This is a genomic window from uncultured Luteimonas sp. (assembly GCF_947492465.1).
Lineage (GTDB): Bacteria > Pseudomonadota > Gammaproteobacteria > Xanthomonadales > Xanthomonadaceae > Luteimonas.
In genome coordinates, this window is record NZ_CANLNF010000001.1 from 211,848 (window position 1) to 235,986 (window position 24,139).

Sequence of the window (24,139 nt, forward strand, 5' to 3'; positions counted from 1 at the left end):
ATGGCCAGGCGTCCACCGCCGCCGCCCGGCCCCGGCAGGGACACGCCCTGGGGCGCGCGCGGCCGCGACACGGCCGGGCCCGCCCGCGAATCGCGCCCACCCCGCGACGCCGGTCGCGCCGACGGCGACGCCGCGGCCGCATCCGTGCGCGGCACGGAACTGCGGCTGCACGGCATGAACGCGGTGCGGGCGGTGTTCGCCCGCCGTCCACAGGCGATCCGCAAGCTCTATCTCGCGCCCGAGCGCATCCCGCAGCTGCAGCCGATGCTGAAGTGGTGCGTGGCCAACCGGATCGGCTACCGCGTGGTCGAGGACGTCGAGGAGCTGCGCCGCCTGTCCGCCAGCACGCACCACGAGGGCATCGTGGCCGACGTGCTGCGCGAAGCGCCGCAGTCGCTGGCCGACTGGCTGGCGTCGCTGCCGGAGGGGCCGTGCTGCGCGCTGTGGCTGGATGGCGTGGGCAACCCGCACAACCTCGGGGCGATCCTGCGTTCGTCCGCGCATTTCGGCGTGGCCGGGCTGCTGCTACCGGGCGATTCGACGCTGGCCCTGTCCGGCGCCGCGGCGCGCGTGGCCGAGGGCGGCGCCGAAGCGGTGCCGCTGGTGCGCCTGGCTGCACCGGCCGATGCGATGGCGCAACTGCGCGCGGCCGGCTTCACGCTGGCCGCGACCGTGGTGCGCGGCGGCGATGATCTGTTTGCCGGCGCGCTGTCGGCGCGCTTGGTCTACGTGCTCGGCGCCGAAGGCCAGGGCATGGGCGAAACGCTGGTCGGCGACTGCGACCTGCGCCTGTCGATCCCCGGCACCGGTGCGGTGGAGAGCCTCAACGTCGCAAGCGCGACTGCGGTCTTCCTCGCTTCGTGGACACGTTGCCGGCGGTCGTGACGAAGCCGGTGCGTATGCTAGAGCCAGAACGGGATGGCACGCCCCGCTCCATGTGGCCTGCCCGACTGATCGGGGCGGTTTATCTCGCCTGGGCGATGATAGTGATGTGGCATGCTCCCCGAGTGCCGTATGCCGACGGTTGGCGATTCCTTGGGCATTTCGCGAGCGCGGATTTCCCTCGCGACATCTTCATGCCGGACAACGGCCATTTCGAAGTCATACCGAACATCGTACGAGTGATCGAACTGCATCTTTTCGATGCCGACCAGTCGTTGCAAGTGTGGATTGGGATAATCCTGTTTCTGGCTAGTTTGTATATCGGTTGGCGCTGCATCCGCGGGGCGGCTTCGCCGGAGCGACGGGCGGCCGCGATCTTGGCCATGGTGCTCGGGTTCTGCTGGCTGGGTAATGCGCGCACGTTGGCACATGCTAACGAAAGTGTGCATGCCTATGCTGTCCTGTTCTTCCTGTGCTCCGGAATCGGCTTTCTCGCCCGTCAATCAGGTCCGGTAGGCATGCGGAATGCCTCAATGGCTGCCGTTTGTGGCTTCTGCGCCGCCATATCTTTCGGAAGTGGCATTGCTGTATTCTCCGGTTTCCTCGTGATTGCCATTGCTAGACAGGCGCCTGCCCGCTCCATCACGGTTTTGCTTTTTTCGGCGACGGCGAGCTACCTGCTGATTCGAAGCGCTGGCGCAGGTGCAGCACCCGAACTGGATCCCCTCCGGCAACTGGATCTTGCGTTGCGTTGGCTGTCGGCCCCTTGGCTACATGCCGCCGGTCCCGTCGTGGACCCTGCGATCTCCAATCGCTTAGCCTCCCCGATCGCCCGTGGTGCTTTGATCCCGGTCGCCGAGCGCTGGGAGGCTGCGATGGGTCCGGCTGCACTTGCGAGATGGCCCTATGTCGCGATCAGCGCCATCGGAATCTCAATACTTGCAACAGTCACATATCGAAGTATCCGGCGTGGTGGAGACGGCTCCGCTCGCTTGTTGGGTCTAGGCATGTCATGGTTCGCACTCTCCGTGGGCATGATGGTGGCCACGGTACGCACTGCGTATTTTGACGTTCACCCCGACCAGTTGATGGCACCGCGCTATTTGGTGTGGTCGAGTCTGTTCTGGAGCGGTCTCGCGATCACCCTGGTCGCAGGCACGCAATGGCCACGTCGCGCCCTGCTCACATCGATCGTCGCGGCGGTCACACTGTTGCCAAGCCAGTTCTGGACCTCGCAACTGGCAGGCGACATTCGGGTGGTGGCAGGACAGACGGCGACGGCGGCTGCGGTTGGCGTTATCGAGCCCGATCTGCTAACAGGGGAGACCGTCGCCGGAGAACTGGCCCGAGCTCTTCCGCCGTTGCGGCGGCTGGGGGTTGCCGTGTTCGCATGGCCTGAGACAGGCATGCTTGCACGGGTGGCGTCGCAGTCGGTGCACGACTTGGCTGTGGCCGATATCAACGTCGAGCCGGTTGCGAACCTGCTGGGGCCGCCTGGGCGGCGTGTCAGGTTCATCATGTCCGATCCAGGTGCGCACCGCGTCCTGCTCATCGATGACGACGGTGTCGTTCGCGGGCTTGCCGCCCCGGACGCCATGCGCGGTGCTGGGGCTTGGATAGGCTGGATGCGGGGGCAACCGGCCACAAGTCGGGTGCGCGTTAGCGTCCTGCGTCCGTCCGTACGCTGAGGCTCGCGCCGAGCGTACTACGTCGTGCCGCTGCAGCGCGCGAGGACGATGTACTCGCCGATCGCGCCGGCCAGCCTCGGGGTCTCGTCCCAGCTCGCCGGCACCAGCGACTGGAAGTCCGCGCCCGCCGCACGGTCGTAGGCGTCGGGGCTGTCGGCCAACATCTGGACCGGACTCTCGTAGACCACGAACATCGCTAGCTGGTACGCACGCGTGCCCATCACCGACGGCGCGGTGAAACAAGGTGCGAACGCCGGTGGTGCCGTCGCGTTGCGGAAGCCGCCCGGGGTGTAGTCCCTAGGCCCGATCAGCATCCGGATGAAAGGCAGGATGACGTCGTGGGTCTGGGTGATGCGTCGGCCCCACTCGTTGTACTCGGCGCCGAGCAAGCGCTCCTGAGTCATGAAGTGCGGCCCGGTGCGGTTGAGCCCGGTCGGCCAGTAGGCGCCGTGCAGGTCGAGCATCAACCGATACTCGGCCGCGCTTCGCATCGTGCGGTGGGAGAATGCCATCATCTGGTGATTGTCGCAGTCCACGAAGTTGACCTTGGCGCCTTTGACCTCCAATCCCCACGGAGCGCGTGAACACCTTTTCCATGCGCGGCTCCAAGCCCTTTCAGTGCACCCCCAGCCAGATGCAGACGCCGCGCTAGCTGTGATGTTTCAAAAGGTTGTTCCCCTCTGACCGGAGGGAGATGCTGATTGCGCCAAACGCCAGCGTCCATCTGCGAGGGGAACGACCATGCACAAGAATTCGCGTCTGTCCCCAAGGTCGAGGCGATGGGTCTGTAGGAAACCACGGTGCGCAAATGGTGGCGCCGGTTCTGCCAGGGCGAAGGGCTGCAGGACCGTAGCAGCAGCCGGGCCTCACCACAAGCCCATTGGCGATCGTGGCCGGGCGCCGTGCACAGATTGAGGCGCTCCGGCGGTAGCGGCGGACCGGCCGCCTGACCGCCCAGGAGCTGGGCGTGTCGGCCGCGACCGTGTCGCGTGTGTTGCGCCGGGCGGGCCTGAGCCGCTGGCGTGAACTGGAGCCACAGCCGCCGGTCGTGCGCTACGAGCGGGCTACGCCGGGCGAGCTGGTCCACATCGACATCAAGAAACTGGGGCGGATCGAACGCCCGAGCCACCGGGTCACCGAAGATCGCCGGGACCGGGTGCGTGGCATCCGCTGGGAGTTTGCCCATGTCGCCGTCGACGGCCATTCGCGCACGTCCCTTGTGGCCATGGCCGAGGACGAGCGCAAGTCGTGGCGCACTACCGGGCATGCGGAGTCACCGTGCAACGGGTGATGACCGATAACGGCTCCGCCTACCAGTCCCGCGCGTTCGCCGAGGCCTGCGGACGCCTGCGCGTGCGCCACCTGCGCACCCGGCCCTACACCCCACAGACCAACGGCAAGGCCGAGCCCTTCATCCAGACCTGCCTGCGCGAGTGGGCCTATGCAGCCACGTATGCCACGTCGGTCCAGCGCCGGGAGGCTCTGCACGACTGGCTGCACCACTACAACTGCCACAGGCCGCACAGCGCCCTTGGCGGCCGACCGCACATCAGCCGGCTGCCGTGCGGGCGAAGCTCCACAGCTAGCGCGCATGCTCCAGCAGCGCGCGCAGCTCGACGGTTGCGGCCGGCCGGGTGACGTCGGCCTCCGAATTCCACTGCCCGTCGCCGAAGCTGCCCTCGTACCAGCCATCGTCGATGCATGTATTCCAGGCCGAGGTCCGCGGCATGTTCGATATAACGGGCAGCGTTGCGGTGTTCATGCCGGGGTCGGGCACGTCGGCCGCCCGCCGCCCGACCACCAGTCCTTGGCCGACTTCCCCGGGCGGATCCAGGAGGTGTCCGATCGGCGTGGTCGGGTTGAGTCTGGAGACCAGGGTCGATTCGATCAGCGGCCGGGCGAGTCGCCGAGCAGCAGCACCCGCCAGAGTGGGGTGTCCGTCCGCGTCGATCTGCGGTCCGTGACGCGGCCGCCGCCCCGCGTCTTATTCGTCCGCATCGTTCGCCGGCTTTGGCGCGCTGCCGAACCCGGCGTCCGATTCCGCCGCCATCCATGCGAACACGGCGTACGCGGCGAGGTTCTGCGCCAGGTCGGCCGGGTCGATCTTGTCGAGCGTGTCGTCGGCATTGTGGTGCAGGTCGAAGTACCGCGTCCCGTCCTGCCCCAGCCACGCCCAGGCGCCGCCGACGGCGGCCAGCGGGGAGATGTCGGGGCCGGGACCGCCCTTGCCCGGCAGGTGCGCGATGCCGAGCGGCGCCAGCGCTCCGGCAATCCGTGCGACAGCCGGCGCGTCGCCGCCGCTGGTGTTGAAGCCGTAGATGCGGCCGGCGCCGAAGTCGCTCTCCACCGCGATGACGTGGTTGGCCACGTCGGCTGCATGGCGGCGCGCGTATTCGCGTCCGCCAAGCAGGCCCTGCTCCTCGTTGGCGAACGCGACCACGCGGATCGTGCGCCGCGGGCGCTGCGGCAGCTGGCCGATCAGGTGGCCGGCCGCCATGGTGATGCCGATCCCCGAGGCATCGTCGATCGCGCCGGTGCCCAGGTCCCAGGAATCGAGGTGCGCGCCCAGCAGCACCACCTCCTGCGGCGCATCGCGCCCGGTGATCTCGCCGATCACGTTGTGCGAGGTGTATTCGCCATCCCAGCCGCAGTCCAGGGCCAGGCGCACGCGCACCGGGCCGCGCTGCAGCAGGCGCGCGAGCTGGTCGGCATCGGGCAGCGACAGTGCAGCCGCGGGCACCGGCTCCAGGCCGTCGTCGAAGCGCGTGATGCCGGTATTGGCGACGCGCTGCGGGCTGGTGCTGGCCGAACGCATGAGGAAGCCGACCGCGCCCTTGCGGATCGCCTCGGAGGGTCCGCGGCTGCGGATCGCGCCACCCTTGCCGTAGCCGCTGCCGTCTCGGGCACGCGGCATCGCGTGATCGACGAAGGCGATCCTCCCCTGCAGCGAGCCGGCCGGCGCTGCCTGCAGCGCTTCCAGGCTGTCGAAGCGCACGATCTCCGCCTCGACCGTGCCGCCCGGGCTGCCGCCCAGCGCGGTCACCACCAGCGGCTGCGCATGCGCGCCCAGGACCTGCGCCGATTCGCCGCGGCGCTCCCACCTGGGGAAGGTGACCGGCTCGGTCCACACGCGGTCGTAGCCCAGCTCGCGGAACTTCGCCTGTGCCCAGGCCACCGCGCGTGCGTCGGCTTCGCTGCCGGCCAGGCGCGGACCGATCTCGGTGGTCAGCGATTCGACCACGCGCCATGCGGTGGTGTCGGCCAGTGCCCGTTCGCGCAGTGAGGCCGCGGTGTCGAGGGCGGCCGCATCGCCGCTGCCCGACAGCGCGGGCCGCGGGCAGGCGCACAGCAGGCAGGCGGACAACAACAGCATGGCCAGGCGCATCGATAGCCTTCCGTAAAACGACGAAGCCGCGAGCCTAGCAGGCCCGCGGCTTCGTACGCGAGGCGCGCTGCCGGCTATTTGCGCAGCGAGTCGCGGATCTCGCGCAGCAGCAGCACTTCCTCCGTCGGCGCCGCGGGCACGGGCGCGGCCTCGGGCTTCTTGTGGATGCGGTTGATCGTCCTGATCACCATGAAGATGGCGAAGGCGATGATGACGAACTGGATGATCGCGTTGACGAACTCGCCGATGCCCAGGGTCAGCGCAGGCACCTCGGTGCCCGCGGCATCGACCGAGGCCTCGCGCAGCACGATCGCCCAACTGGAGAAGTCCACGCCGCCGGTGAGCAGGCCGATCACCGGCATGATCAGGTTGTCGACCAGCGACGAGACGATCTTGCCGAACGCGCCGCCGATCACCACGCCCACGGCGAGGTCGATGACGTTGCCGCGCATCGCGAATTCCTTGAACTCACTGATCATGCCCATCGGCGTCTCCTCGCAGTATGTTGGCGTGGCGGCGGTCGCCGCGCGCGGCCACTATGCCGAGCGCGCGTGCAGCTGGCAACGCAGTTCCAGCAGGTCGTCCAGGCGCGCCACGCAGGCATCGCCCGGCTGCAGCGCGGCCACGCCGGCCGGCGTGCCCATGAACACCAGGTCGCCGGCACGCAGCGCGTAGAGCTTCGACAGTTCGTGCAGGATCTCCGGCACGTCCCAGATCAGCTGGTCGAGCGTCGACTGCTGGCGGACCTGCCCGTTGACCTCAAGCGACAGCCGTCGCGCCGCGAGTTCGCCGACCTGCGCCGCAGGCACTAACTCGCTTGCCGGAGCCGACTGGTCGAAGCCCTTGGCGGTATCCCAGGGCAGTCCCCTGGACTTGGCCGCGGCCTGCAGGTCGCGACGGGTCAGGTCCAGGCCGATGCCGTAGCCGAATACCAGCGCCTGTGCCTCCGCGACCGGCAACTCGCCATGCGGTGCATCCTGGCCGAGCGCGACCACCAGTTCCACTTCGTGGTGCAGGTCGCTGGTGCCGGGCGGATAGGCGACATGGCCGTCGACGACGATCGCGTCGGCCGGCTTGTGGAAGAACACGGGCGTGCCGCGATCGGCCCGGGAGGCCGGCGCCGTGGCGCCCATCTCGCGCGCGTGGTCGGCGAAGTTGCGGCCGACGCAGTAGATGCGGCGCACCGGGAACGTGCCGCCGCCGCGCACGGGGATGCGCGGGATCGCGGGTGCCTCGATGACGTCCCGCATCGGGATCAGCGCAGGAGCGGCTGGCCGGGTTTGGACACGACGCGGTATTCGGCGTCGAGCGTTCCGGCGCGCGGCCTGGAGGTGCGGTTGCGCAATGCGCCACGCAGCAGGCCGAACGACACCATCGCCGCGCCCACGAACAGGCCCACCACCAGCAGGACCGCCAGCACCGCCACGCCCACCAGTCCCAGCACCACGCGCAGCAGCGGATTGCGCGGCTTGCGCGGCGTGAACAGGCCCCGCACGCCGGAGGCGTCGAAGCGGGCGTGGAGCGAACGGAACAGGACAGACGACATTCGGTGGGGGTGCGACAATGTGGAGGCCCAAGTATCGGGCGCAGCCGCCACCAAGTTGTAACAGGATCGTTAAACCGTCGACATGAACACCCTGTACCCCGCCTCATCGCTGATCGCGCTGGACGCCATTCCCGACGGCGGATTCGCCGAGGTCGAAGCCGTGGTCGACGGCGATGCCGAGTCGCTGATCCTGCATCGCGACGGCGACCAGGTGCGCGCCTGGTTCAACGTCTGCCCGCACGCGGGGCGTCGCCTGGACTGGTCGCCGGGCCAGTTCCTCAAGTCGAAGGAAGGCCTGCTGGTGTGCGCCGTGCACGGCGCCAGCTTCGAGCTGGGCGGCGGCGAATGCGTCGCCGGCCCCTGCCGCGGCGAGGCCTTGCGCGCGGTGGCGGTGAAGGTGCAGGACGGCCACCTGGTGCTGGAGACGTCGCAGCGCGGCGAATAGCCCGCCGACGTTGCGCCGGTTGCGCGGCGCGATCGATCGGCTGCCGCACTGGCGTGCCGCTCAGAACATCAGGTTGACCACCAGCACCACGATGAACGTGTAGATCAGCGACAGCGGCACGCCGATCTTCCACAGTTCGCGCGGCTGGTAGCCACCGGGCCCGGTGATCATCGACATCACCGGGTTGGACTGGGTGACGAAGTTGTTCGACGCCGACAGCGCGACGATCAGCGCGAACGCGGTGGGATTGCCGCCGGTGGCGAGCGCCATGTTCACCGCGATCGGCACCACCACGATCGTCGCGCCGACGTGGCTGATCACCATCGAGAAGGCGGCGGTGAGCAGGGCGACTGCGAATTCGAGCAGCCACACCGGCAGTCCGCCTGGCAGCCGTTCGATGGTATGGCCGGCGATCCAGGCCGCGGCGCCGCTGCCGTCCATCGCCCAGCCCAGCGGGATCAGGCAGGCCATCAGGAACACCGTCTTCCAGCTGATCGCGCCGTAGGCCTCGTCCATCTTCAGCACGCCGAACACCAGCATGCCGGCCACGCCGGTCATCAGCGCGATCGAGGTCGGCACGCGTCCGGACAGCGCGATCAGCATCGTCACCGCGAAAATGACCATGGCGATGCGGAACTTGTGCGGTCGCTGCTCGCCCTTGGGGTAGTCGGTGACGATGACGAAGTCGCGCTTGCCCGCGGCCTGGGCCAGGTCCTGCCAGATGCTGTGCAGCACCAGCATGTCGCCGGCGCGCAGCGCCGTGTCGCGCAGGTTCTCGCGGATCACCGTCTTGTCGCGGTTGATCGCCAGCAGGCTGATGCCGTACTGCCGGCGCAGCTGCAGGTCGGCCGCGGTCTTGCCGATGAACTTGGACGTCGGCGGGATCACCGCCTCGGAAATGCCCGCGCGGCTGGGGTTGAACAGGTCGGCGAAGTTGCGCAGGCGCGAGTTCATGCGCAGGAACTGGTTCTGCGCGAAGTCGGCGACCTGCTGGCGCGGGCCCATCGCGCCGAGCACGCTGCCGACCCAGATGCGCGCATCGGGCGGCGGCGCCAGCCGCGACTCATTGCCGGTCTGCAGCGCCAGCAGCAGCGGCGCATTGTGCAGCGCCTCGGCTTCGCCGAATGTCATGCCCACCAGCGGACTGTCGGCGCTGACGATCAGTTCGTGCACTTCGCCCTCGATGCCGTAGGTGCGCGAGAAGTAGCTCTCGGTGCGCGCCGGGGTCACGTTCGCGTCGCCCTCTTCGCGCAGCCGGCGCTTGCCCTGGAATCGGAAGTAGAGCAGGCCCGCGCCGAGCAGCGCCAAGCCGATCGGCGCCGGCGCGAACATGTTCAGCGGCTCGAGCGTCGCCGCGCCCGAGGGCAGGTTGGCGTTGGTCGCCACCAGCAGGTCGTTGAGCAGGATCAGCGGCGAGTTGCCGACCATGGTCAGGGTGCCGCCCAGCACGATCGACACCGCCACCGGCAGCAGCAGCCGCGACAGGCTGATGCCTGTGCGCGATGACAGGCGCGAGACGACGGGCAGGTACAGCGCCATCACCGACGGGTTCTGCATCACCGAGGAGTTGAGGCCGGCGATGCCCGAGACCAGCAGCAGCAGCCGGTCCTCCATGCCGCGCGCGCGGCGCAGCAGCCAGGCCGCGAGGCGGTTGAGCGCGCCGGTGCGGTCCAGCCCCATGCCGAGGATCATCGTGGCGATCACGCTGATCACCGCGTTGGAGGAGAAGCCGTTGAACAGGTCCTCCGGCTGCACCAGGCCGGTCAGGCCCAGCATCACCAGCACCACCAGCGCGACCAGGTCGGCGCGCACGCGCTGGAACACGAACAGGATCATGGTCAGGCCCACCAGCCCGAGCACGATCTTCATGTCCGTGGTGAGCGCGAGCTGGGGGTCCATCAGCAGGGGCGGGAACCGGGAATGGGGAATGGGCAATCGAGACAGCCGGGCGCCACCATGGCCGGATCAGCACCCCGTCGCGCCGCCTGCATCACCGGAACCAGCGCAATGGTCATGGGTCTCCCATTCCCGATGCTTCATTCCCGATTCCCGGCTTGTCGTACAGCAGGTCCCAGACGCCGTGTCCCAGGCGCTGGCCGCGGGTCTCGAAATGCGTCTGCGGGCGCCAGTCGGGGCGCGGGACGTGGCCGCGCGGGCCTGCGCGGTTGACCAGTCCGGGGGTGGCGTCGAGCACGTCCCACATCTGCTCGGCATAGTCCTGCCAGTCGGTGGCCAGGTGCAAGCGGCCATCGGCGGCAAGCTTGCGCACCAGCAGCTGCGCGAACGCCGGCTGCACCAGGCGGCGCTTGTTGTGGCGCTTCTTGTGCCAGGGGTCGGGAAAGTAGATGCGCACCTCGTCGAGGCTGCCGTCGGCGATCTCGTGCTGCAGCACCTCCACCGCGTCGTGGTGGTACAGGCGCACGTGGGTCGCGCCATCGGCGTCGAGCGCGTTGAGCAGGCGGCCCACGCCGGGCGCGTGCACCTCGATCCCGATCAGGTCCCGGTCGGGATCGTGCGCGGCGGCGAAGCGCAGGGCCTCGCCGTTGCCGAAGCCGATCTCGAGCACGCGCGGCGCGCGACGCCCGAACTCGGCGTCGAAATCGCGCGGCTGGCCGCGGTAGTCCAGGCCGTAGCGCGGCCACAGTGCGTCGAACGCGCGCTGCTGGGCCTCGGTGAAGCGGCCCTGGCGCAGCACGAAGCTGCGGACCTCGCGACGGCCTTCGACGACGGTGAACGGCTTGGGCGGAACCTTGGCGCCGTCGCTGGCGAACGGATCGGTCATGCGCTCAGCCGACCAGCCCGTCCACCGGCGAAGAGGCGCTGGCGTAGCGCTTGCGGGGGATCCGTCCGGCGAGGAAGGCGTCGCGTCCTGCTTCCACCGCGAGCTTCATCGCCCGCGCCATGCGCACCGGATCCCTGGCGCCGGCGATCGCGGTGTTCATCAGCACGCCGTGGCAGCCCAGTTCCATCGCGATCGCCGCGTCGGACGCGGTGCCCACGCCGGCATCGACGATGATCGGCACCTTGGCGTTCTCGATGATCTCGAGCAGGTTGTAGCGGTTCTGGATGCCCAGGCCGGAGCCGATCGGCGCGGCCAGGGGCATCACCGCCACGCAGCCGATCTCCTCCAGGCGCCTGGCCAGGATCGGATCGTCGCTGGTGTAGACCATGACATCGAAGCCATCGGCGACGAGCTGCTCGGCGGCCTTGAGCGTCTGCACCACGTCGGGATAGAGCGTCTTCTGGTCGCCCAGCACCTCGAGCTTGGTGAGGTTGTGTCCGTCGAGCAGCTCGCGCGCCAGGCGGCAGGTGCGCACGGCGTCCTCGGCGGTGTAGCAGCCGGCGGTGTTGGGCAGGATGGTGTAGCGGTCCGGCGGCAGCACGTCGAGCAGGTTCGGCTCGCCCGGATCCTGGCCGATGTTGGTGCGGCGGATGGCGACGGTGACGATCTGCGCGCCGGCGGCCTCGGTGGCGCGGCGGGTCTCGTCGAGGTCGCGGAACTTGCCGGTGCCGGTCAGCAGGCGCGAATGGTAGGACTTGCCGGCGATGACGAGGGCGTCATCGGAAGTGGAGTGCGTGATCATCGCCCGATTATCGCGCAAAGGCGCCGGGATGCGGGCGGCCGGGGAAAACCGCGGTGCTCTGCATCGTCGCGACGCGCAGTGCGGGCGAGGCGATGGCTGCCAGCGGCGTGGATCGGGGGCCGGCGGTGCGGGGCTGTGGACGTCACTCTTGCGGCGGAGGTTCTGCCGGTGTTTCCGGGGTGCATCTCATCCGACGCTCGGTGCCTTGGGGCGGGAGCGGTCATCCGGTCCTTCCGGTGGTGGAATCGAGTGGTTTGGCGACCTGGGCCCAGCGGCCGTGGGTTGCGTCCCGGCGGCCGGGATCACGAGGGGCGAACGACGGGTGCCCAGGACGCCGGTCGGGCATGACCGGGCTGTGGGAGCGAGCCTGGTCGCGACGGCGGTTGTCAGTGGGAGCGCGCCCGCGCGCGTAGCATTCGCGACCGAGGTCGCTCCCACGGGAAGGGCCGGACCGAGCTCGCCCTGACCAGGCGAAGAGCGGACCCCGGGCGACTGGCCGCGGCGCCGCTCCGAAGGGAGCGAGCGGGGCGCGGCCGGCGCGACGGTCAGGAGTCGCTTCGGCTGGTGGTCAGGCGCCGTCCGTGGCGGGACAGGCGGGGCGTTCGGGTCGACCCGGCCCGCACATTCGGGCGTTCGCGAACGCGGCCGATGCCGACAGGGCAGCGGTGTTTCGGGTCAGGCGCTGGCGCCGTCCATGGCGTGACGGGCGGGGGCTTCGGGTCGACCCGGCCCGCAAATCCATGTGCGGGCGTTCGCCAACGCGGCCGATGCCGACAGGGCATCGGTGCTTCGGGTCAGGCGCTGGTGCCGTCCATGGCGTGGCCGGCCGGGGCTTCGGGTCGATCCGGCCCGCACATCCATGTGCGGGCGTTCGCGAACGCGGCCGATGCCGACAGGGCATCGGCCAAGCGCGTTCGCTCACCCCCCTCCCAGTGCGTGGACGATCTCGACGCGATCGCCGTCGTGCAGGAGGTGGTCGCCGTGGCGGCTGCGGGGCACGATGGTGCCGTTGACCTCGACCGCCACGCGGCGGCCGGCGAGGCCCTGCTGTTCGAGCAGGGCCAGTATCGTGATGGGTTCGGCGATGGCCAGGGCGTCGCCATTGAGCTGGATGTCCATGCCGCGATTGTCGCCCGGGGCGCCGCGCCGTGCACTCCTGCGCGTGCGGCAGTGCGGCGTGAGCGGCGGCCGGGCATGGTGGACACTTGCGACCGTGCGGCCCCGTATTGGGGCCGCCTTTCCTTGACCTGGAGTCGCCCCATGCCCCGTTCGAAGTCCCGTTCCGTCCCCGCGATTGCCGCCCTGGCTGCGGCGCTGGCCCTGGCCGCCACGCCTGCGCTGGCGGACGACACGTTCTCGCGCACCGTTTTCTTCGGTGACAGCCTGACCGACGCAGGCTATTTCCGGCCGCTGCTCGTACAGCAGAACCCGCAGGCGGCCATCCTCGGCCGCTTCACCACCAATCCGGGCCTGGTCTGGGCCGAATGGCTGGCCCTGCACTACGGCACCGACGCCTCGCCCAACGGCAACGGCCAGTCGGGCGACAACTACGCGGCGGGCGGTGCGATGATCGCGACCGATCGCATCGGGCCTCCGTTCGGGCTGACCCCGTCGCTGGCTACGCAGGCCACGGGCTACCTCGCGGCCAACGGCGGCCGCGCCGATCCCGACGCGCTCTACACGGTGTGGGGCGGCCCCAACGACCTGTTCTCGATCGCCGCCAACCCGGCGCAGGCGCAGCAGATCATCGGCGCGGCCGTGGGCGCGCAGGTCGGGATCGTCGGCACCCTGCAGGCCGCCGGCGCGCGCTACGTGCTGGTCCCCAACATTCCCGACATCGGCATCACCCCGACCTTCCTGGCGCAGGGTCCGGCCGCCGCCGCGCAGGGCACGGCGATCGCGAGCGCCTACAACGACGCGCTGTACGGCGGGCTGCAGGCCAACGGCCTGCGCGTGATCCCGGTCGATACCTTCACCTTCCTGCGCGAAGTGGTCGCCGCTCCGGCCCAGTACGGCCTGTCCAACGTGACCGGGACCGCCTGCCAGCCGCAGATCGTCTCGCAGTCGATCACCTGCAACCCGGGTACCTACGTGGTGCCGGGCGCCGACCAGACCTACCTGTTCGCCGACGGCGTGCACCCGGGCTCGGCCGCGCATCGCGCCATCGCCGACCTCACCATCGCAATGATCGAGGGGCCGCGCCAGATCGCGGTGCTGCCGCATTCGGCGGCGATGACCGGACGCGGTCGCGCCGAGCGCGTCGGCGCGCAGCTGGCGGTCGCGCCGGAACAGGACGGGCGCAGCTGGTGGGTGGACCTGCGCGGCGATTTCCAGCGCTACGGCCACGGCGACAGCTACGACGGCGCCGGTCCGGCGCTCACCGCCGGCCTGGGCTGGGCCAGCGGCAACCTGGTCTTCGGCGGCTTCGCCGGCTACGGCCGCCAGGCGAACGACTGGGGCCAGCGCCGCGGGGTATGGGACCAGTCCGAGGCCACTCTGGGCGGCTTCGTCGGATGGCACGCCGGGAACGGCGCCTGGGTCAACGGCCAGCTGAGCTACACCAGCCTGGACTTCGACATCGAACGCCAGGTGCCGGTCGGCCCGGCCCTGCGTGTGCACCGCGGCGCCACCGACGGCAGCAACCTCACCGCCGCGCTGCAGGCGGGCTGGAACCTGGGCGAGGGCGCGCTGCGCCACGGTCCGGTGCTGGGCGTGGTGGCGCAGCGCATCGACGTCGACGGCTTCGCCGAGGACGATGCCGCTTCTTCCAGTGCGCTCGCTTTCCCCGACCAGGCGTTCGATTCGCTGATCGGCAGCGTCGGCTGGCAGGCCAGCTACGCGATCCACGCCCATCTCGCGCCCTACGCGCGGCTGACTTTGGATCGCGAGTTCGAGGACGGCGCGGCAGAAGCCTTCGCCCGCTCGCAGACCACAGGCCTGGACTACGCGGTGCCCGGCCTGGCCTACGACGACACCTACGCCACGCTCACGATCGGCGCGCGCACCTCGATGTTCGGCCTCGACGCCAACCTCGGCGTGAGCCTGAACGCCGGCGAGAAGGGCGGCAAGCAGACCACCGCCTTCGCCACGGTCGGCGGCGGGTTCTGAGGCAGGCACGCCGGCGCCGGCACGGCCGGCGTCGCGCGTTGCCAGTCGCCCGCGGCGGGCATAGACTGGTGCCGCATGCGGGTGTAGTTCAATGGTAGAACTGCAGCTTCCCAAGCTGCTAGCGTGGGTTCGATTCCCATCACCCGCTCCAGTCACAGGCGGCGGCATCATCGACACGGTGATGCCGCCGTTTTTCGCTTCGCAGGCCGCAGATGAAGCTCGCGATCCTTTCCCGCAACGGCAAGCTCTATTCGACGCGCCGGCTGGTGGAGGCCGCGCGTGGGGCCGGGCACAGCGTGCGGGTGCTCGACCCGCTGCGCTGCTACATGCGTATCGGCGACGACGGTTTCGCGATGCGCTACAAGGGTCGCGCCATCGACGGCTACGGCGCGGTCATCCCGCGCATCGGCGCCTCGATCACCCGCTACGGCTGCGCGGTGCTGCGCCAGTTCGAACTGATGGGCAGCCATACCCCGAACCCCGCGGCGGCGATCGCGCGTGCGCGCGACAAGCTCGCCTGCCACCAGCTGCTGGCCGCGCGGGGCATCGGCCTGCCCGCCACCGTGTTCGGCGACAACCCCGACGACACCGCCGACCTGCTGGCCCTGCTCGGGCCGCCGCCGCACGTGGTCAAGCTCAACGAGGGCACCCAGGGCGCCGGTGTGATGTTGACCGAGAAGCTGTCGGCCTCGCGCGGCGTCATCGAAGCGCTGCGCGGGCTGTACGCCAACTTCCTGGTGCAGGAGTTCGTGGCCGAAGCCGAAGGCGCGGACCTGCGCTGCTTCGTGGTCGGCGACCGCGTGGTGGCGGCGATGCAGCGCCAGGCGGCGGCCGGAGACTTCCGCTCCAACCTGCACCGGGGCGGCACCGCCACGGCGGTCGAGACCAGCCAGGCCGAGCGCGACGTGGCGGTGCGCGCGGCGCAGGCGGTGGGGCTGGGCGTGGCGGGCGTGGACCTGATCCGGTCGCGCCGCGGGCCGCTGGTGCTGGAGGTCAACGCGTCGCCGGGCCTGGAAGGCATCGAGGAGGCCACAGGCATCGATATCGCGCGCAATATCGTCGATCACGTCGTCAACTGCACCGAATCCGCCATTCCCGACAGTCCTGCGCGGCCCTTGCGGAAGCGCCCCCGACGGCGCGGGACCCACCCGGATTTAACGAGTGCTTAATCGGCGCCGGACTACCGTACCGCCTACCGGATTCCGCGCTCGCTCCTGTTTCCTTGTCCAAGGGTCGGCCAACGGATTACGGTAATCGGGGCATTCCTTTGGGCCCAGGCGATGGCATCGTCTGGGCTCTTTTGTGGGCGGGGGTTTTCGGGCCTGCGTCGACGAAGCGCCGACGCGCGCGTGTGACAGAATCCCCGCCCGGACCCGGTGGAACCGCACAGCCGTTGCGCGGTCCAACCGGGTCCACCTCATGGAACCCGCTTGCATGCGCATTCTCGTCATCGAAGACAACCAGGACATCGCGGCCAACCTTGGCGACTACCTGGAGGATCGCGGTCACACGGTCGATTTCGCCGCCGATGGCGTCACCGGCCTGCATCTGGCGGTGGTCCACGACTTCGATGCGATCGTGCTCGACCTCAACCTGCCGGGCATGGACGGGCTGGAGGTCTGCCGCAAGCTGCGCAACGATGCCCGCAAGCAGACCCCGGTGCTGATGCTCACCGCGCGCGACAGCCTCGACAACAAGCTCGCCGGTTTCGACTCGGGCGCCGACGACTATCTGGTCAAGCCCTTCGCGCTGCAGGAAGTCGAGGTGCGCCTGAACGCGCTCTCGCGCCGCGGCAAGGGCGTGCAGACCCGGGTGCTCGACGTCGGCGATCTCGAATACAACCTGGATACCCTGGAAGTGCGGCGTCGCGGCAAGCTGGTGCAGCTCAACCCGACCGCGCTGAAGATCCTGCAGGCGCTGATGGAGGCCTCGCCGGCGGTGGTCACCCGCCAGGACCTGGAAACCCGGGTCTGGGGCGAGGAACTGCCGGATTCGGATTCGCTGCGCGTGCACATCCACGGACTGCGCGCGGTGATCGACAAGCCCTTCGACGTGCCGCTGATCCAGACCCGCCACGGGATCGGCTACCGCATCGCCGCGCCCGATGGCGCAGCCTGACGAACCCGCGCCCGACCCGAGCGACCGCAGCAGCCAACGGGGTCGACGCTACCGCAGGCGGCTGCGCAGCCGCATCATCCTGTCGTTCGTGCTGCTGGGGCTCGGGCTGACGGCCCTGTTCGCCTTCATGACCCAGGAGGCGCGCAACCGCGTCGAGAACGCGCTGGTCGAAGACGTGATGAACCGCAACATCGACGAGGCGGCGCGCCAGTTCGCGATCAATCCGCAGGCGCCGATCGCCCCGGTCACCCAGATTCGCGCCTTCATCTACACGCCGGACCGTTTCGATTCGGTGCGAACCAACCGCCCGGAGTGGTACGACCTGCCCGATGGCATCCACGGCATCAGCGGCACCGACGAGGCCGGCCAGCCGATGGCGTACAAGCTGGCCGTGCGCAAGACGCCGGAAGCCTGGTTCTTCCTGGCCTACGACATGACCCAAGCGGTGAAGGGCGAGGAGCAGTTCCGGCGCGCGGTGTACGGCGCGGTGATCCTGTTCACCCTGCTCTCGCTGCTGATCGGTTGGTGGTCGGCGTCGAGGGTGATGAGTCCGGTGTCGGAACTGGCCAAGCGGCTCGGGCGCAGCGGTGGCAGCACCTCGCCGCAGCCGCTGGCTCCACATTTCCCCGATGACGAGGTCGGCGAACTGGCCAAGGCCCTCGACGACTACGCCGTGCGCCTGACCGAGGTGGTGCAGCGCGACCGTGAGTTCAACGCCGATGTCAGCCACGAGCTGCGCACGCCGCTGGCGGTGATCCGCGGCGCGGTCGAACTGCTGCTGTCGCGACCCGAACTCGATACCAAGACCCGCGACCGGCTGCTGCGGATCCAGCGCGCCGAACAGCAGTGCACCGACCTGATCAGCGCGCTGCTGCTGCTCTCGCGCAACGAGCGCGGCCACGGCGCGACCGACGTGGCCAAAGTGGCCGAGCAACTGTTCGACGCGCACCGCGGGCAGCTGGGCAGCAAGCCGCTGCAGCTGCGGGTCGAGGGCGTGCACGGCCAGGTGGTGGTGGACGCGCCGGAATCGGCGGTGACCGTGGCCTTGGGCAACCTGGTCGGCAACGCGGTGAAGTACACCCGCGAAGGCGAGGTCGTGGTGCGCCTGCGCGGCAATGCGGTGGACGTGGTCGATTCCGGCCCGGGCCTGAGTGCGGAAGATGCGGCGCGCCTGTTCGAGCGCGGCTACCGCGGCACCCACGCCGAGCATTCGCAGGGCGGCGGCATCGGCCTGTCGATCGTGCGCCGCCTGTGCGCGCTCTACGGCTGGCATGTGCGGGTGGTGCCGGGCCAGGTGCAGGGCGTCGTGGCGACGCTCACCTTTGCGCCGGAACAACCTCCGGCCGACTGAGACGCACTCCGGGTCCCGCCGCGCATGCCATCATCGCGGTGGGCTTGAAGGGAGGGCGGCGCGATGCCGGCATCCGGGACGGGCGGGACGGTCGGCCGCTGGCGCAGGTGGGTCATCGGCCTGCTGTGCGCGCACGCCGCCGCGTGTGCCGCGCCGGCGACCGGCGCGGGCGGCCGCGAGGTGGCGCAGCGCCAGCACATGGTCGAACAGCAGCTGGCCGGGCGCGGCATCGACGATGCGCGGGTGCTCGAGGCGATGCGCAAGGTGCCGCGGCACCGGTTCGTGCCTGCCGAATTCGCCGCCCAGGCCTATCTGGACCAGCCGCTGCCGATCGGCCACGACCAGACCATTTCGCAGCCCTACATCGTCGCGCTGATGACCCAGCTGGCGCGGCCGCAGCCGGGCGACCGCGTGCTCGAGATCGGGACCGGCTCGGGTTACCAGGCGGCCGTGCTGGCCGAACTGGCGAGCGAGGTCTACAGCATCGAGATCGTGACGCCGCTGGCCACGCGCGCGGCCCTGCTGCTGCGCAGGCTGGGCTATTCGAACTTTGCGGTGCGCAGCGGCGATGGCTACGCGGGGTGGCCGGAACACGCGCCATTCGATGCCATCGTGGTGACCGCGGCGCCCGAGCGCGTGCCGGCGCCGCTGCTGGAACAGCTGCGGCCCGGCGGGCGAATGGTCATTCCGGTCGGCCCGATCCACGCGGTCCAGGAACTGCGCGTGATCGAGAAGCGTGCCGATGGCAGCGTGCGCGAGCGCGTGGTGACGCCGGTGCGCTTCGTGCCGCTGACCGGATCGGCGGCCCAACGGGATCGCGGCGGGCCCTAGGCGGCGTCTGCCGCTCCACGACTCCACCCGGCCCGGGTGCCGCCGTGGGCGGGCGCAACCTCGGAGGAGATCGGCGCGCGTGCGACCTGTCACGCGCGGTCGAGTCCGGGCCGCGACGCGCGGCCCGGCCCGAAGTGCGTCCTACACCGCTTCCAGCCAGCCGTGCCTGTCGGGGGTGCTGCCGTCGAACAGGCCGAAGAACAGTTCCTGGATCCGGCGCGTCACGGGGCCGGCCTTGCCCGCGCCCACCTGGCGGCCGTCGACCGAACGGATCGGCGTGATCTCGGCGGCGGTTCCGCACATGAACAGTTCGTCGCACAGGTACAGGTACTCGCGCGGCAGGTCACGTTCGAACACCTCCAACCCCGCTTCGCGGGCCAGGGTGATGATCGAGTTGCGGGTGATGCCGTTGAGCAGGGCGGCGCTGACCGGCGTGGTGTGCAGCGCACCGTCGAACACCAGGAACAGGTTCTCGCCAGCGCCCTCGCTGAGCAGGCCGGTCGAGGCCAGGGCGATGCCCTCGCCGAAGCCCAGGCGCCGCGCTTCGCGTGCGACCAGGGTGCCGGAGAGATAGTTGCCGCCGGCCTTGGCGCCGGCCGGGATCGTGTTCGGCGCGAAGCGCTGCCAGCTCGACACGCAGGCGTCGATGCCGTTCTCCAGCGCCTCCTCGCCCAGGTACTTGCCCATCTTCCAGGTCGCGACCGCGACGTCCACCGGCGTCTCGGCCGACAGGCCGAAGCCGCCCAGCCCGCGGTAGGCCACCGGGCGCAGGTAGTCGGTGGTGTTGTTGTTGGCGGCGATGACCTCGCGGCAGGCCGCGTTGATCTGTTCGAGCGAGTACGGGATGTCGATCTCGTGGATCTTGGCCGACAGGTACAGGCGCCTGTTGTGGTCGTTGAGGCGGAAGATCGCCGGGCCGCTGGCGGTGTCGTAGCAGCGGATGCCCTCGAACACCGACGAGCCGTAGTGCAGCGCGTGCGACATGACGTGGGTGGTCGCCTCGGCCCAAGGCTTGATCGCGCCGTTTTGCCAGATCCATTGCGGGTACTGCATGGAACGCCTCGATACGTTTGAAACCGTCATTCTGCCCGATCGAGGGCGGCAGCCGGGCATCGCGGTGCCGTCGCACCCGCCGCGGCGGCCCGCGCATGGCGCGGGGCTAGAGGGTCAGCCACCAGCAGTCGAGGTGGCGGCGCAGCGAGAACATCGTCCGCAGCGGGGTGATGCGGTCGTTCATGCTCTGCTCGACCACCAGGCCGGTCGGCGCGCGGCGCGCGCCGGCGCTGCGGCCGGCGGCGGCCAGCACCGAGGGCGGGAGGTCCGGGGCCGCCGCAGCCGCGCCCGAGTCGGGTCCCGGCTGCGCGCGTTCGGCGGTCCGCCAGGACAGCGAGCTCCTGACCGGGGCGACCACGGCGGGCGTCGGCGGTGCGGGCTGGACCGGGACGATGCCGACCAGCGGCCGGTTCACGATCCCGTCCAGGCGGCCCATGATCGAGAGCGCGCCGCGCGAGGAGGTGCCCGGCCAGTGGTAGATGCCGGCCAGGCGATTGACGTCGCGGTTGTCGATGGCGGCGGTCAGCTCGAACACCAGGTCCTGCAGGTTGCGGCTGCAGTCGCGCCGGATCAGGCGCCCGTCCTGCTGCACCATGCCCTGGCGCGGTGCGCGCTCGGTGGCGCCCAGGTCCCTGCACTGGCGGTCGGTGTAGACGTGGCCGCCGTCCGCGGTGACGCAGCGGCGGATCTGCGCCTGCGCCTCGCCGCCGAACATCGGCAGGGCAACCAGGATGCAGCAGGCAAGCAGGACGGCACGCATCGGGCCAGCCTAGCGCCGGCACCCGCGGGCGGGAAGGGCAGCGCGTCGCGCATTCAGCGGCGTGTGCGCAACGGCTTGCTGCCAGGCGGCCTCAGCGCATGCGCGCGAGCACCGCCTGGGTCGGCCGGGCGAGGTTGAGCGTGTAGAAATGCAGGGCCGGCGCGCCGCCGGCGACCAGGCGTTCGCACAGGCGCGCCACGACATCGGCGCCGAATTCGCGGATGGCCTCGGCATCGTCGCCCAGGGCCTGCATCCTGCGGCCGATCCAGCGCGGGATCTCGGCGCCGCACTGTTCGGAGAAGCGGCGCAGCTGGGTGAAGTTGGAGATCGGCATGATGCCCGGCACGATCGGCACCTGTACCCCGAGCGCGCGCACCGCGTCGACGAAGTGGAAATAGGCGTCGGCGTTATAGAAGTACTGGGTGATCGCCGCATCGGCGCCGGCGTCGACCTTTGCCTTGAAGTGGCGCAGGTCGGCGAGCGCGTCCTCGGCCTGCGGATGGGTCTCGGGGTAGGCGCCGACCTCGATGTGGAAATGGTCGCCGTGCTCGTCGCGGATGAAGCCGATCAGGTCGGCGGCGTAGCGCAGGTCGCCCGGCTGGCCCATGCCCGAGGGCAGGTCGCCGCGCAGCGCCACGATGCGCCGACAGCCCAGTTCCCGGTACCTGTGCAGCAGCGCCGCGATCTCCGCACGCGTGCCGCCCACGCAGGACAGGTGCGGCGCCGCGTCCAGGCCGTGGGTCTGGAGCAGGCCCTGGACGGTGTCGGCGGTGTAGCTGAGGGTCGAGCCGCCGGCGCCGAAGGTGCAGGACACGTAATCGGGCGCGTGGGCCTTGAGCCTGCCCACGGTGCGGTCGAGCTGCGCGCGCTGCTCGTCGGTCTTGGGCGGGTAGAACTCGAAGCTGATCGGGGTCATCGTCGGCGGCCCGGGCGGGATCGGCGGGCATTATATCTCTATATCGCGATGGATGAGTAGAGTTGCCGGGCGAGGGAGCGGCCGCCGCCCGCGGCCCGCGGCCCGCGCGGCGCCCGGAGTTGCGGTTGCGCGCCGGCGGGAGCGGCTAAGCTGCCGGGCGGCCCCACGACCGTCTCCGCATGCGCATCATCCTCACGCCATTCGCCCGCGCCCGCCTGTTCCCGCGCGAGCCGCGCGGCAATACCGTCCGCGACTGCACGCCCGGCGAGTTCGAACAGCGCCTCAACGACGAGCCGCCGCTGAAGGTGCTGCCGGGCTATGCGCCGTTCTGCCGCCTGCACGTGCACCGCAACTGGACCTCCACCCGCTGCCTGACCGTGCCGGTCGACGACGGCAACCGGCACCTGCTGCGCTCGGGATACGAAGCGCGCACGAAGGCCGAGCTGCCGGTGCTGGTGCGCTGGTTCGAAGGCGTGGAGCCGCCGGTGGCGGCCTACTTCGTGGTGATCCTGTACAGCGCCGCGCAGCTGGAGAAGGAGGGCGCGCCGATCGACGGCGACTGGGGCATCGTCGGCTGCCTCCATACCGCGACGCCCGAAGAGATCCCGATGGCGCCGGTCACGTTGATGCGCAACGCGCTGGGCGTGGAGGAGGGCGGCTCCGGCGTGCCCCTGGACCGGGAGGCCTACCGGCGCAGCGTGGCGTTCTGGGAACACAACGCCAACTGGCGACCCTGAACGCGCGGCTCACGCCACCACCACGTCGCCCACGCGCTGCGTTCACCGCGGTTGCGGGAAGGTTCCGGTCCTGCCGTCGCTGCCGGCGGACCCCCGTCCCCCCACCGGAGAACCGCATGCTGGCCACCACCTATCGCCGTCCGCGCAGGATGCGCATCGAACACGTCGCCGAGCCGGAAATCGAACATCCCAACGACGCCATCGTGCGGGTCACCCGTTCGTGCATCTGCGGCTCGGACATCCACATCTACAACGGGCTGGTGCCCGACACGCGGGTGGGCACGATCATCGGCCACGAGTTCACCGGCGTGGTGGAGGAGGTCGGTCCGTCGGTGCAGAACCTCAAGGTCGGCGACCGCGTGCTGGTGCCGTTCAACATCTTCTGCGGCAGCTGTTACTTCTGCCAGAAGGAACTCTACGGCAACTGCCACAACACCAATTCGCAGTCCAGCGCGGTGGGCGCCTTCTACGGCTATACGCATACCGCGGGCGGTTACGACGGCGGCCAGGCCGAGTACGTGCGCGTGCCCTTTGCCGACGTCGGGCCGACCGTGATTCCCGATGACATCCACATCGAGGACGCGGTGCTGCTGACCGACGCGTTCCCGACCGGCTACCAGGCCGCCGAGATGGGCGACATCCGGGAAGGCGAAACCGTGGTCGTGTTTGGCGCCGGCCCGGTCGGCCTGTTCGCGGCCAAATGCGCCTGGTTCTTCGGCGCCGGCCGCGTGATCGTGGTCGACGAACTGGACTACCGGCTGGAGTTCGCCAGAGGTTTCGCACATTGCGAAACCGTCAACTTCCGCGAAGTCGACGACATGGCCGTGCACATCAAGAAGATGACCGACTGGCTCGGGGCGGACGTGTGCATCGACGCGGTCGGCTGCGATGCCTCCGGCAGCGCGCTGCACAGCGTGACCGGCAAGATCATGATGCTGCAGGGCGGGTCGGCGATCGCCCTGCACTGGGCCATCAACAGCGTGCGCAAGGGCGGGCGCGTGTCGATCGTGGGCGTGTACGGCCCGACATTCAACGCGATCCCGATCGGCAACGCGGTCAACAAGGGCCTGACCCTGCGCATGAACCAGGCCAGCGTGAAGCGCCACCTGCCGCGCCTGATCGAGCACATCCGCGCCGGCCACATCTCGCCGCGCGAGGTCATCACCCATCGCGTGCCGCTGGAAGACGTGGCCGACGCCTACGACATCTTCGTCAACAAGCGCGACAACTGCATCAAGCCGGTGCTGATCCCGCCGACGGCGCGTGCCAGCGCGTGACGACCGGCCCCCGACAGGAGAACACGATGGACAACGCCGCCCGCTTCAACCACATCCCCGGCTGGGGTTCGGACATCCCGCGCGAGAACCGGCCGGCCGTGCCGATGGAGCGCACGCCGCCGCGGCTCGACGTGCCGTGGAGCGACCCGCCGCCGCAGCAGCCCAGGACGGTCGAGGTGCTGCGTTCGATCGAGCGCCCCGAGCATTCGCGCACCTTCGGCACGCGCCTGCCGCCCAGGGGGCTGAGCGGCATGATCCGCCGCGCCGCGTTCCGCCACAGCGAAAACGACCTGCGGCACTGGCTCATGCTGGTCGCCGCCGACCGCGTGAACGTAGCCGAGGGGCTTTGCCAGGACGCGAAGCGTTCGCCGGTGAAGCTGGCGGCGGTGGGCGTGGGAGTCGCGGCGCTGGTGTGGTGGCTTGCCTCGGACTGATCCGCTCCAGCCCCGCGAGCGCGT

Annotated in this window: 24 protein-coding genes, 1 tRNA gene and 1 pseudogene; 13 read left to right on the forward strand and 13 right to left on the reverse strand. The window is 70.0% G+C overall.

What is annotated here, in order from left to right; translation table 11 throughout:
• The gene (locus Q0863_RS00915; RefSeq protein ID WP_298573680.1) at nt 1-885 is read left to right on the forward strand and encodes a TrmH family RNA methyltransferase; all 885 of its coding nucleotides are present in this window, start codon (nt 1-3) and stop codon (nt 883-885) included.
• Between the two features lie 122 nt (nt 886-1,007).
• Nucleotides 1,008-2,570: a hypothetical protein gene (locus tag Q0863_RS00920; RefSeq protein ID WP_298573681.1), complete on the forward strand. Its 1,563-nt coding sequence runs from the start codon at nt 1,008-1,010 to the stop codon at nt 2,568-2,570.
• A gap of 17 nt (nt 2,571-2,587) precedes the next feature.
• On the opposite strand, the gene Q0863_RS00925 is transcribed toward Q0863_RS00920, so the two are convergent.
• Nucleotides 2,588-3,085 (reverse strand): glycoside hydrolase family 97 catalytic domain-containing protein, encoded by a 498-nt coding sequence (locus Q0863_RS00925; RefSeq protein ID WP_298573682.1) that lies wholly within the window; start codon nt 3,083-3,085, stop codon nt 2,588-2,590.
• 452 nt (nt 3,086-3,537) lie between these two features.
• Between Q0863_RS00925 and Q0863_RS00930 the strand changes: the two genes are divergently transcribed.
• Complete coding sequence (locus Q0863_RS00930) at nt 3,538-3,861, forward strand: hypothetical protein (RefSeq protein WP_298573683.1); 324 nt, start codon at nt 3,538-3,540, stop codon at nt 3,859-3,861.
• A gap of 294 nt (nt 3,862-4,155) precedes the next feature.
• Here Q0863_RS00930 and Q0863_RS00935 read toward each other — a convergent pair.
• The 5 genes and pseudogenes from Q0863_RS00935 to Q0863_RS00955 all read right to left on the reverse strand — a co-directional run.
• Nucleotides 4,156-4,461 (reverse strand): annotated as a pseudogene (locus Q0863_RS00935) (glycoside hydrolase family 97 catalytic domain-containing protein); the annotation flags it as partial.
• A 93-nt stretch (nt 4,462-4,554) separates the two neighbouring features.
• A complete protein-coding gene (locus tag Q0863_RS00940) occupies nt 4,555-5,955 on the reverse strand; it encodes a M28 family peptidase (protein ID WP_298573684.1) in 1,401 nt (466 codons plus the stop codon).
• A gap of 74 nt (nt 5,956-6,029) precedes the next feature.
• Nucleotides 6,030-6,440 (reverse strand): large-conductance mechanosensitive channel protein MscL, encoded by a 411-nt coding sequence (gene mscL, locus Q0863_RS00945; RefSeq protein ID WP_298573685.1) that lies wholly within the window; start codon nt 6,438-6,440, stop codon nt 6,030-6,032.
• A gap of 51 nt (nt 6,441-6,491) precedes the next feature.
• Nucleotides 6,492-7,205: a fumarylacetoacetate hydrolase family protein gene (locus tag Q0863_RS00950; protein ID WP_298573686.1), complete on the reverse strand. Its 714-nt coding sequence runs from the start codon at nt 7,203-7,205 to the stop codon at nt 6,492-6,494.
• A gap of 5 nt (nt 7,206-7,210) precedes the next feature.
• Complete coding sequence (locus Q0863_RS00955) at nt 7,211-7,501, reverse strand: hypothetical protein (protein ID WP_298573687.1); 291 nt, start codon at nt 7,499-7,501, stop codon at nt 7,211-7,213.
• 82 nt (nt 7,502-7,583) lie between these two features.
• On the opposite strand from Q0863_RS00955, the gene Q0863_RS00960 reads away from it, so the two are divergent.
• Nucleotides 7,584-7,946 (forward strand): Rieske (2Fe-2S) protein, encoded by a 363-nt coding sequence (locus Q0863_RS00960; protein ID WP_298573688.1) that lies wholly within the window; start codon nt 7,584-7,586, stop codon nt 7,944-7,946.
• 60 nt (nt 7,947-8,006) lie between these two features.
• Here Q0863_RS00960 and Q0863_RS00965 read toward each other — a convergent pair whose 3' ends face one another.
• The 4 genes from Q0863_RS00965 to thiS all read right to left on the reverse strand — a co-directional run bounded on the left by Q0863_RS00965 (nt 8,007) and on the right by thiS (nt 12,649).
• Nucleotides 8,007-9,845: an SLC13 family permease gene (locus Q0863_RS00965; RefSeq protein ID WP_298573689.1), complete on the reverse strand. Its 1,839-nt coding sequence runs from the start codon at nt 9,843-9,845 to the stop codon at nt 8,007-8,009.
• 112 nt (nt 9,846-9,957) lie between these two features.
• On the reverse strand, nt 9,958-10,728 hold the full coding sequence (trmB, locus tag Q0863_RS00970; protein ID WP_298573690.1) for a tRNA (guanosine(46)-N7)-methyltransferase TrmB: 771 nt from the start codon (nt 10,726-10,728) through the stop codon (nt 9,958-9,960).
• Nucleotides 10,729-10,732: 4 nt separating this feature from the next.
• Nucleotides 10,733-11,530, reverse strand: coding sequence for a thiazole synthase (locus Q0863_RS00975; protein WP_298573691.1), 798 nt, complete (start codon nt 11,528-11,530; stop codon nt 10,733-10,735).
• Between the two features lie 918 nt (nt 11,531-12,448).
• Nucleotides 12,449-12,649: a sulfur carrier protein ThiS gene (gene thiS, locus Q0863_RS00980; protein WP_298573692.1), complete on the reverse strand. Its 201-nt coding sequence runs from the start codon at nt 12,647-12,649 to the stop codon at nt 12,449-12,451.
• A 141-nt stretch (nt 12,650-12,790) separates the two neighbouring features.
• Between thiS and Q0863_RS00985 the strand changes: the two genes are divergently transcribed.
• The 6 genes from Q0863_RS00985 to Q0863_RS01010 all read left to right on the forward strand — a co-directional run bounded on the left by Q0863_RS00985 (nt 12,791) and on the right by Q0863_RS01010 (nt 18,938).
• On the forward strand, nt 12,791-14,638 hold the full coding sequence (locus Q0863_RS00985) for an autotransporter domain-containing protein (protein WP_298573693.1): 1,848 nt from the start codon (nt 12,791-12,793) through the stop codon (nt 14,636-14,638).
• 77 nt (nt 14,639-14,715) lie between these two features.
• Nucleotides 14,716-14,789: transfer RNA gene (locus Q0863_RS00990), tRNA-Gly, on the forward strand.
• 61 nt (nt 14,790-14,850) lie between these two features.
• Nucleotides 14,851-15,807 carry a 30S ribosomal protein S6--L-glutamate ligase gene (gene rimK / locus Q0863_RS00995; protein ID WP_298573694.1) on the forward strand — a complete coding sequence of 319 codons (957 nt, stop codon included), beginning with the start codon at nt 14,851-14,853 and terminating at the stop codon, nt 15,805-15,807.
• 265 nt (nt 15,808-16,072) lie between these two features.
• On the forward strand, nt 16,073-16,756 hold the full coding sequence (locus tag Q0863_RS01000; RefSeq protein WP_298573695.1) for a response regulator transcription factor: 684 nt from the start codon (nt 16,073-16,075) through the stop codon (nt 16,754-16,756).
• Nucleotides 16,743-18,107 carry a HAMP domain-containing sensor histidine kinase gene (locus Q0863_RS01005; protein ID WP_298573696.1) on the forward strand — a complete coding sequence of 455 codons (1,365 nt, stop codon included), beginning with the start codon at nt 16,743-16,745 and terminating at the stop codon, nt 18,105-18,107. Before Q0863_RS01000 ends, Q0863_RS01005 begins: the two co-directional genes overlap by 14 nt.
• A 198-nt stretch (nt 18,108-18,305) precedes the next feature.
• Nucleotides 18,306-18,938 carry a protein-L-isoaspartate(D-aspartate) O-methyltransferase gene (locus Q0863_RS01010; RefSeq protein WP_345780508.1) on the forward strand — a complete coding sequence of 211 codons (633 nt, stop codon included), beginning with the start codon at nt 18,306-18,308 and terminating at the stop codon, nt 18,936-18,938.
• Between the two features lie 141 nt (nt 18,939-19,079).
• Here the strand turns inward: Q0863_RS01010 and Q0863_RS01015 are convergent, their stop codons facing one another.
• The 3 genes from Q0863_RS01015 to metF all read right to left on the reverse strand — a co-directional run bounded on the left by Q0863_RS01015 (nt 19,080) and on the right by metF (nt 21,667).
• The gene (locus Q0863_RS01015) at nt 19,080-19,991 is read right to left on the reverse strand and encodes a branched-chain amino acid transaminase (RefSeq protein WP_298573698.1); all 912 of its coding nucleotides are present in this window, start codon (nt 19,989-19,991) and stop codon (nt 19,080-19,082) included.
• Between the two features lie 106 nt (nt 19,992-20,097).
• Nucleotides 20,098-20,751, reverse strand: coding sequence for a hypothetical protein (locus Q0863_RS01020; RefSeq protein ID WP_298573699.1), 654 nt, complete (start codon nt 20,749-20,751; stop codon nt 20,098-20,100).
• A gap of 91 nt (nt 20,752-20,842) precedes the next feature.
• A complete protein-coding gene (gene metF / locus Q0863_RS01025) occupies nt 20,843-21,667 on the reverse strand; it encodes a methylenetetrahydrofolate reductase [NAD(P)H] (protein ID WP_298573700.1) in 825 nt (274 codons plus the stop codon).
• A gap of 179 nt (nt 21,668-21,846) precedes the next feature.
• Here metF and Q0863_RS01030 point away from each other — a divergent pair, with 179 nt between their 5' ends.
• The 3 genes from Q0863_RS01030 (at nt 21,847) to Q0863_RS01040 (ending at nt 24,115) form a co-directional block, all read left to right on the forward strand.
• Nucleotides 21,847-22,404: a DUF3228 family protein gene (locus Q0863_RS01030; RefSeq protein ID WP_298573701.1), complete on the forward strand. Its 558-nt coding sequence runs from the start codon at nt 21,847-21,849 to the stop codon at nt 22,402-22,404.
• A 116-nt stretch (nt 22,405-22,520) separates the two neighbouring features.
• Complete coding sequence (locus tag Q0863_RS01035) at nt 22,521-23,681, forward strand: zinc-dependent alcohol dehydrogenase (RefSeq protein ID WP_298573702.1); 1,161 nt, start codon at nt 22,521-22,523, stop codon at nt 23,679-23,681.
• A 26-nt stretch (nt 23,682-23,707) separates the two neighbouring features.
• The gene (locus Q0863_RS01040; RefSeq protein ID WP_298573703.1) at nt 23,708-24,115 is read left to right on the forward strand and encodes a hypothetical protein; all 408 of its coding nucleotides are present in this window, start codon (nt 23,708-23,710) and stop codon (nt 24,113-24,115) included.
• The last annotated feature ends 24 nt before the right edge of the window (nt 24,116-24,139 follow it).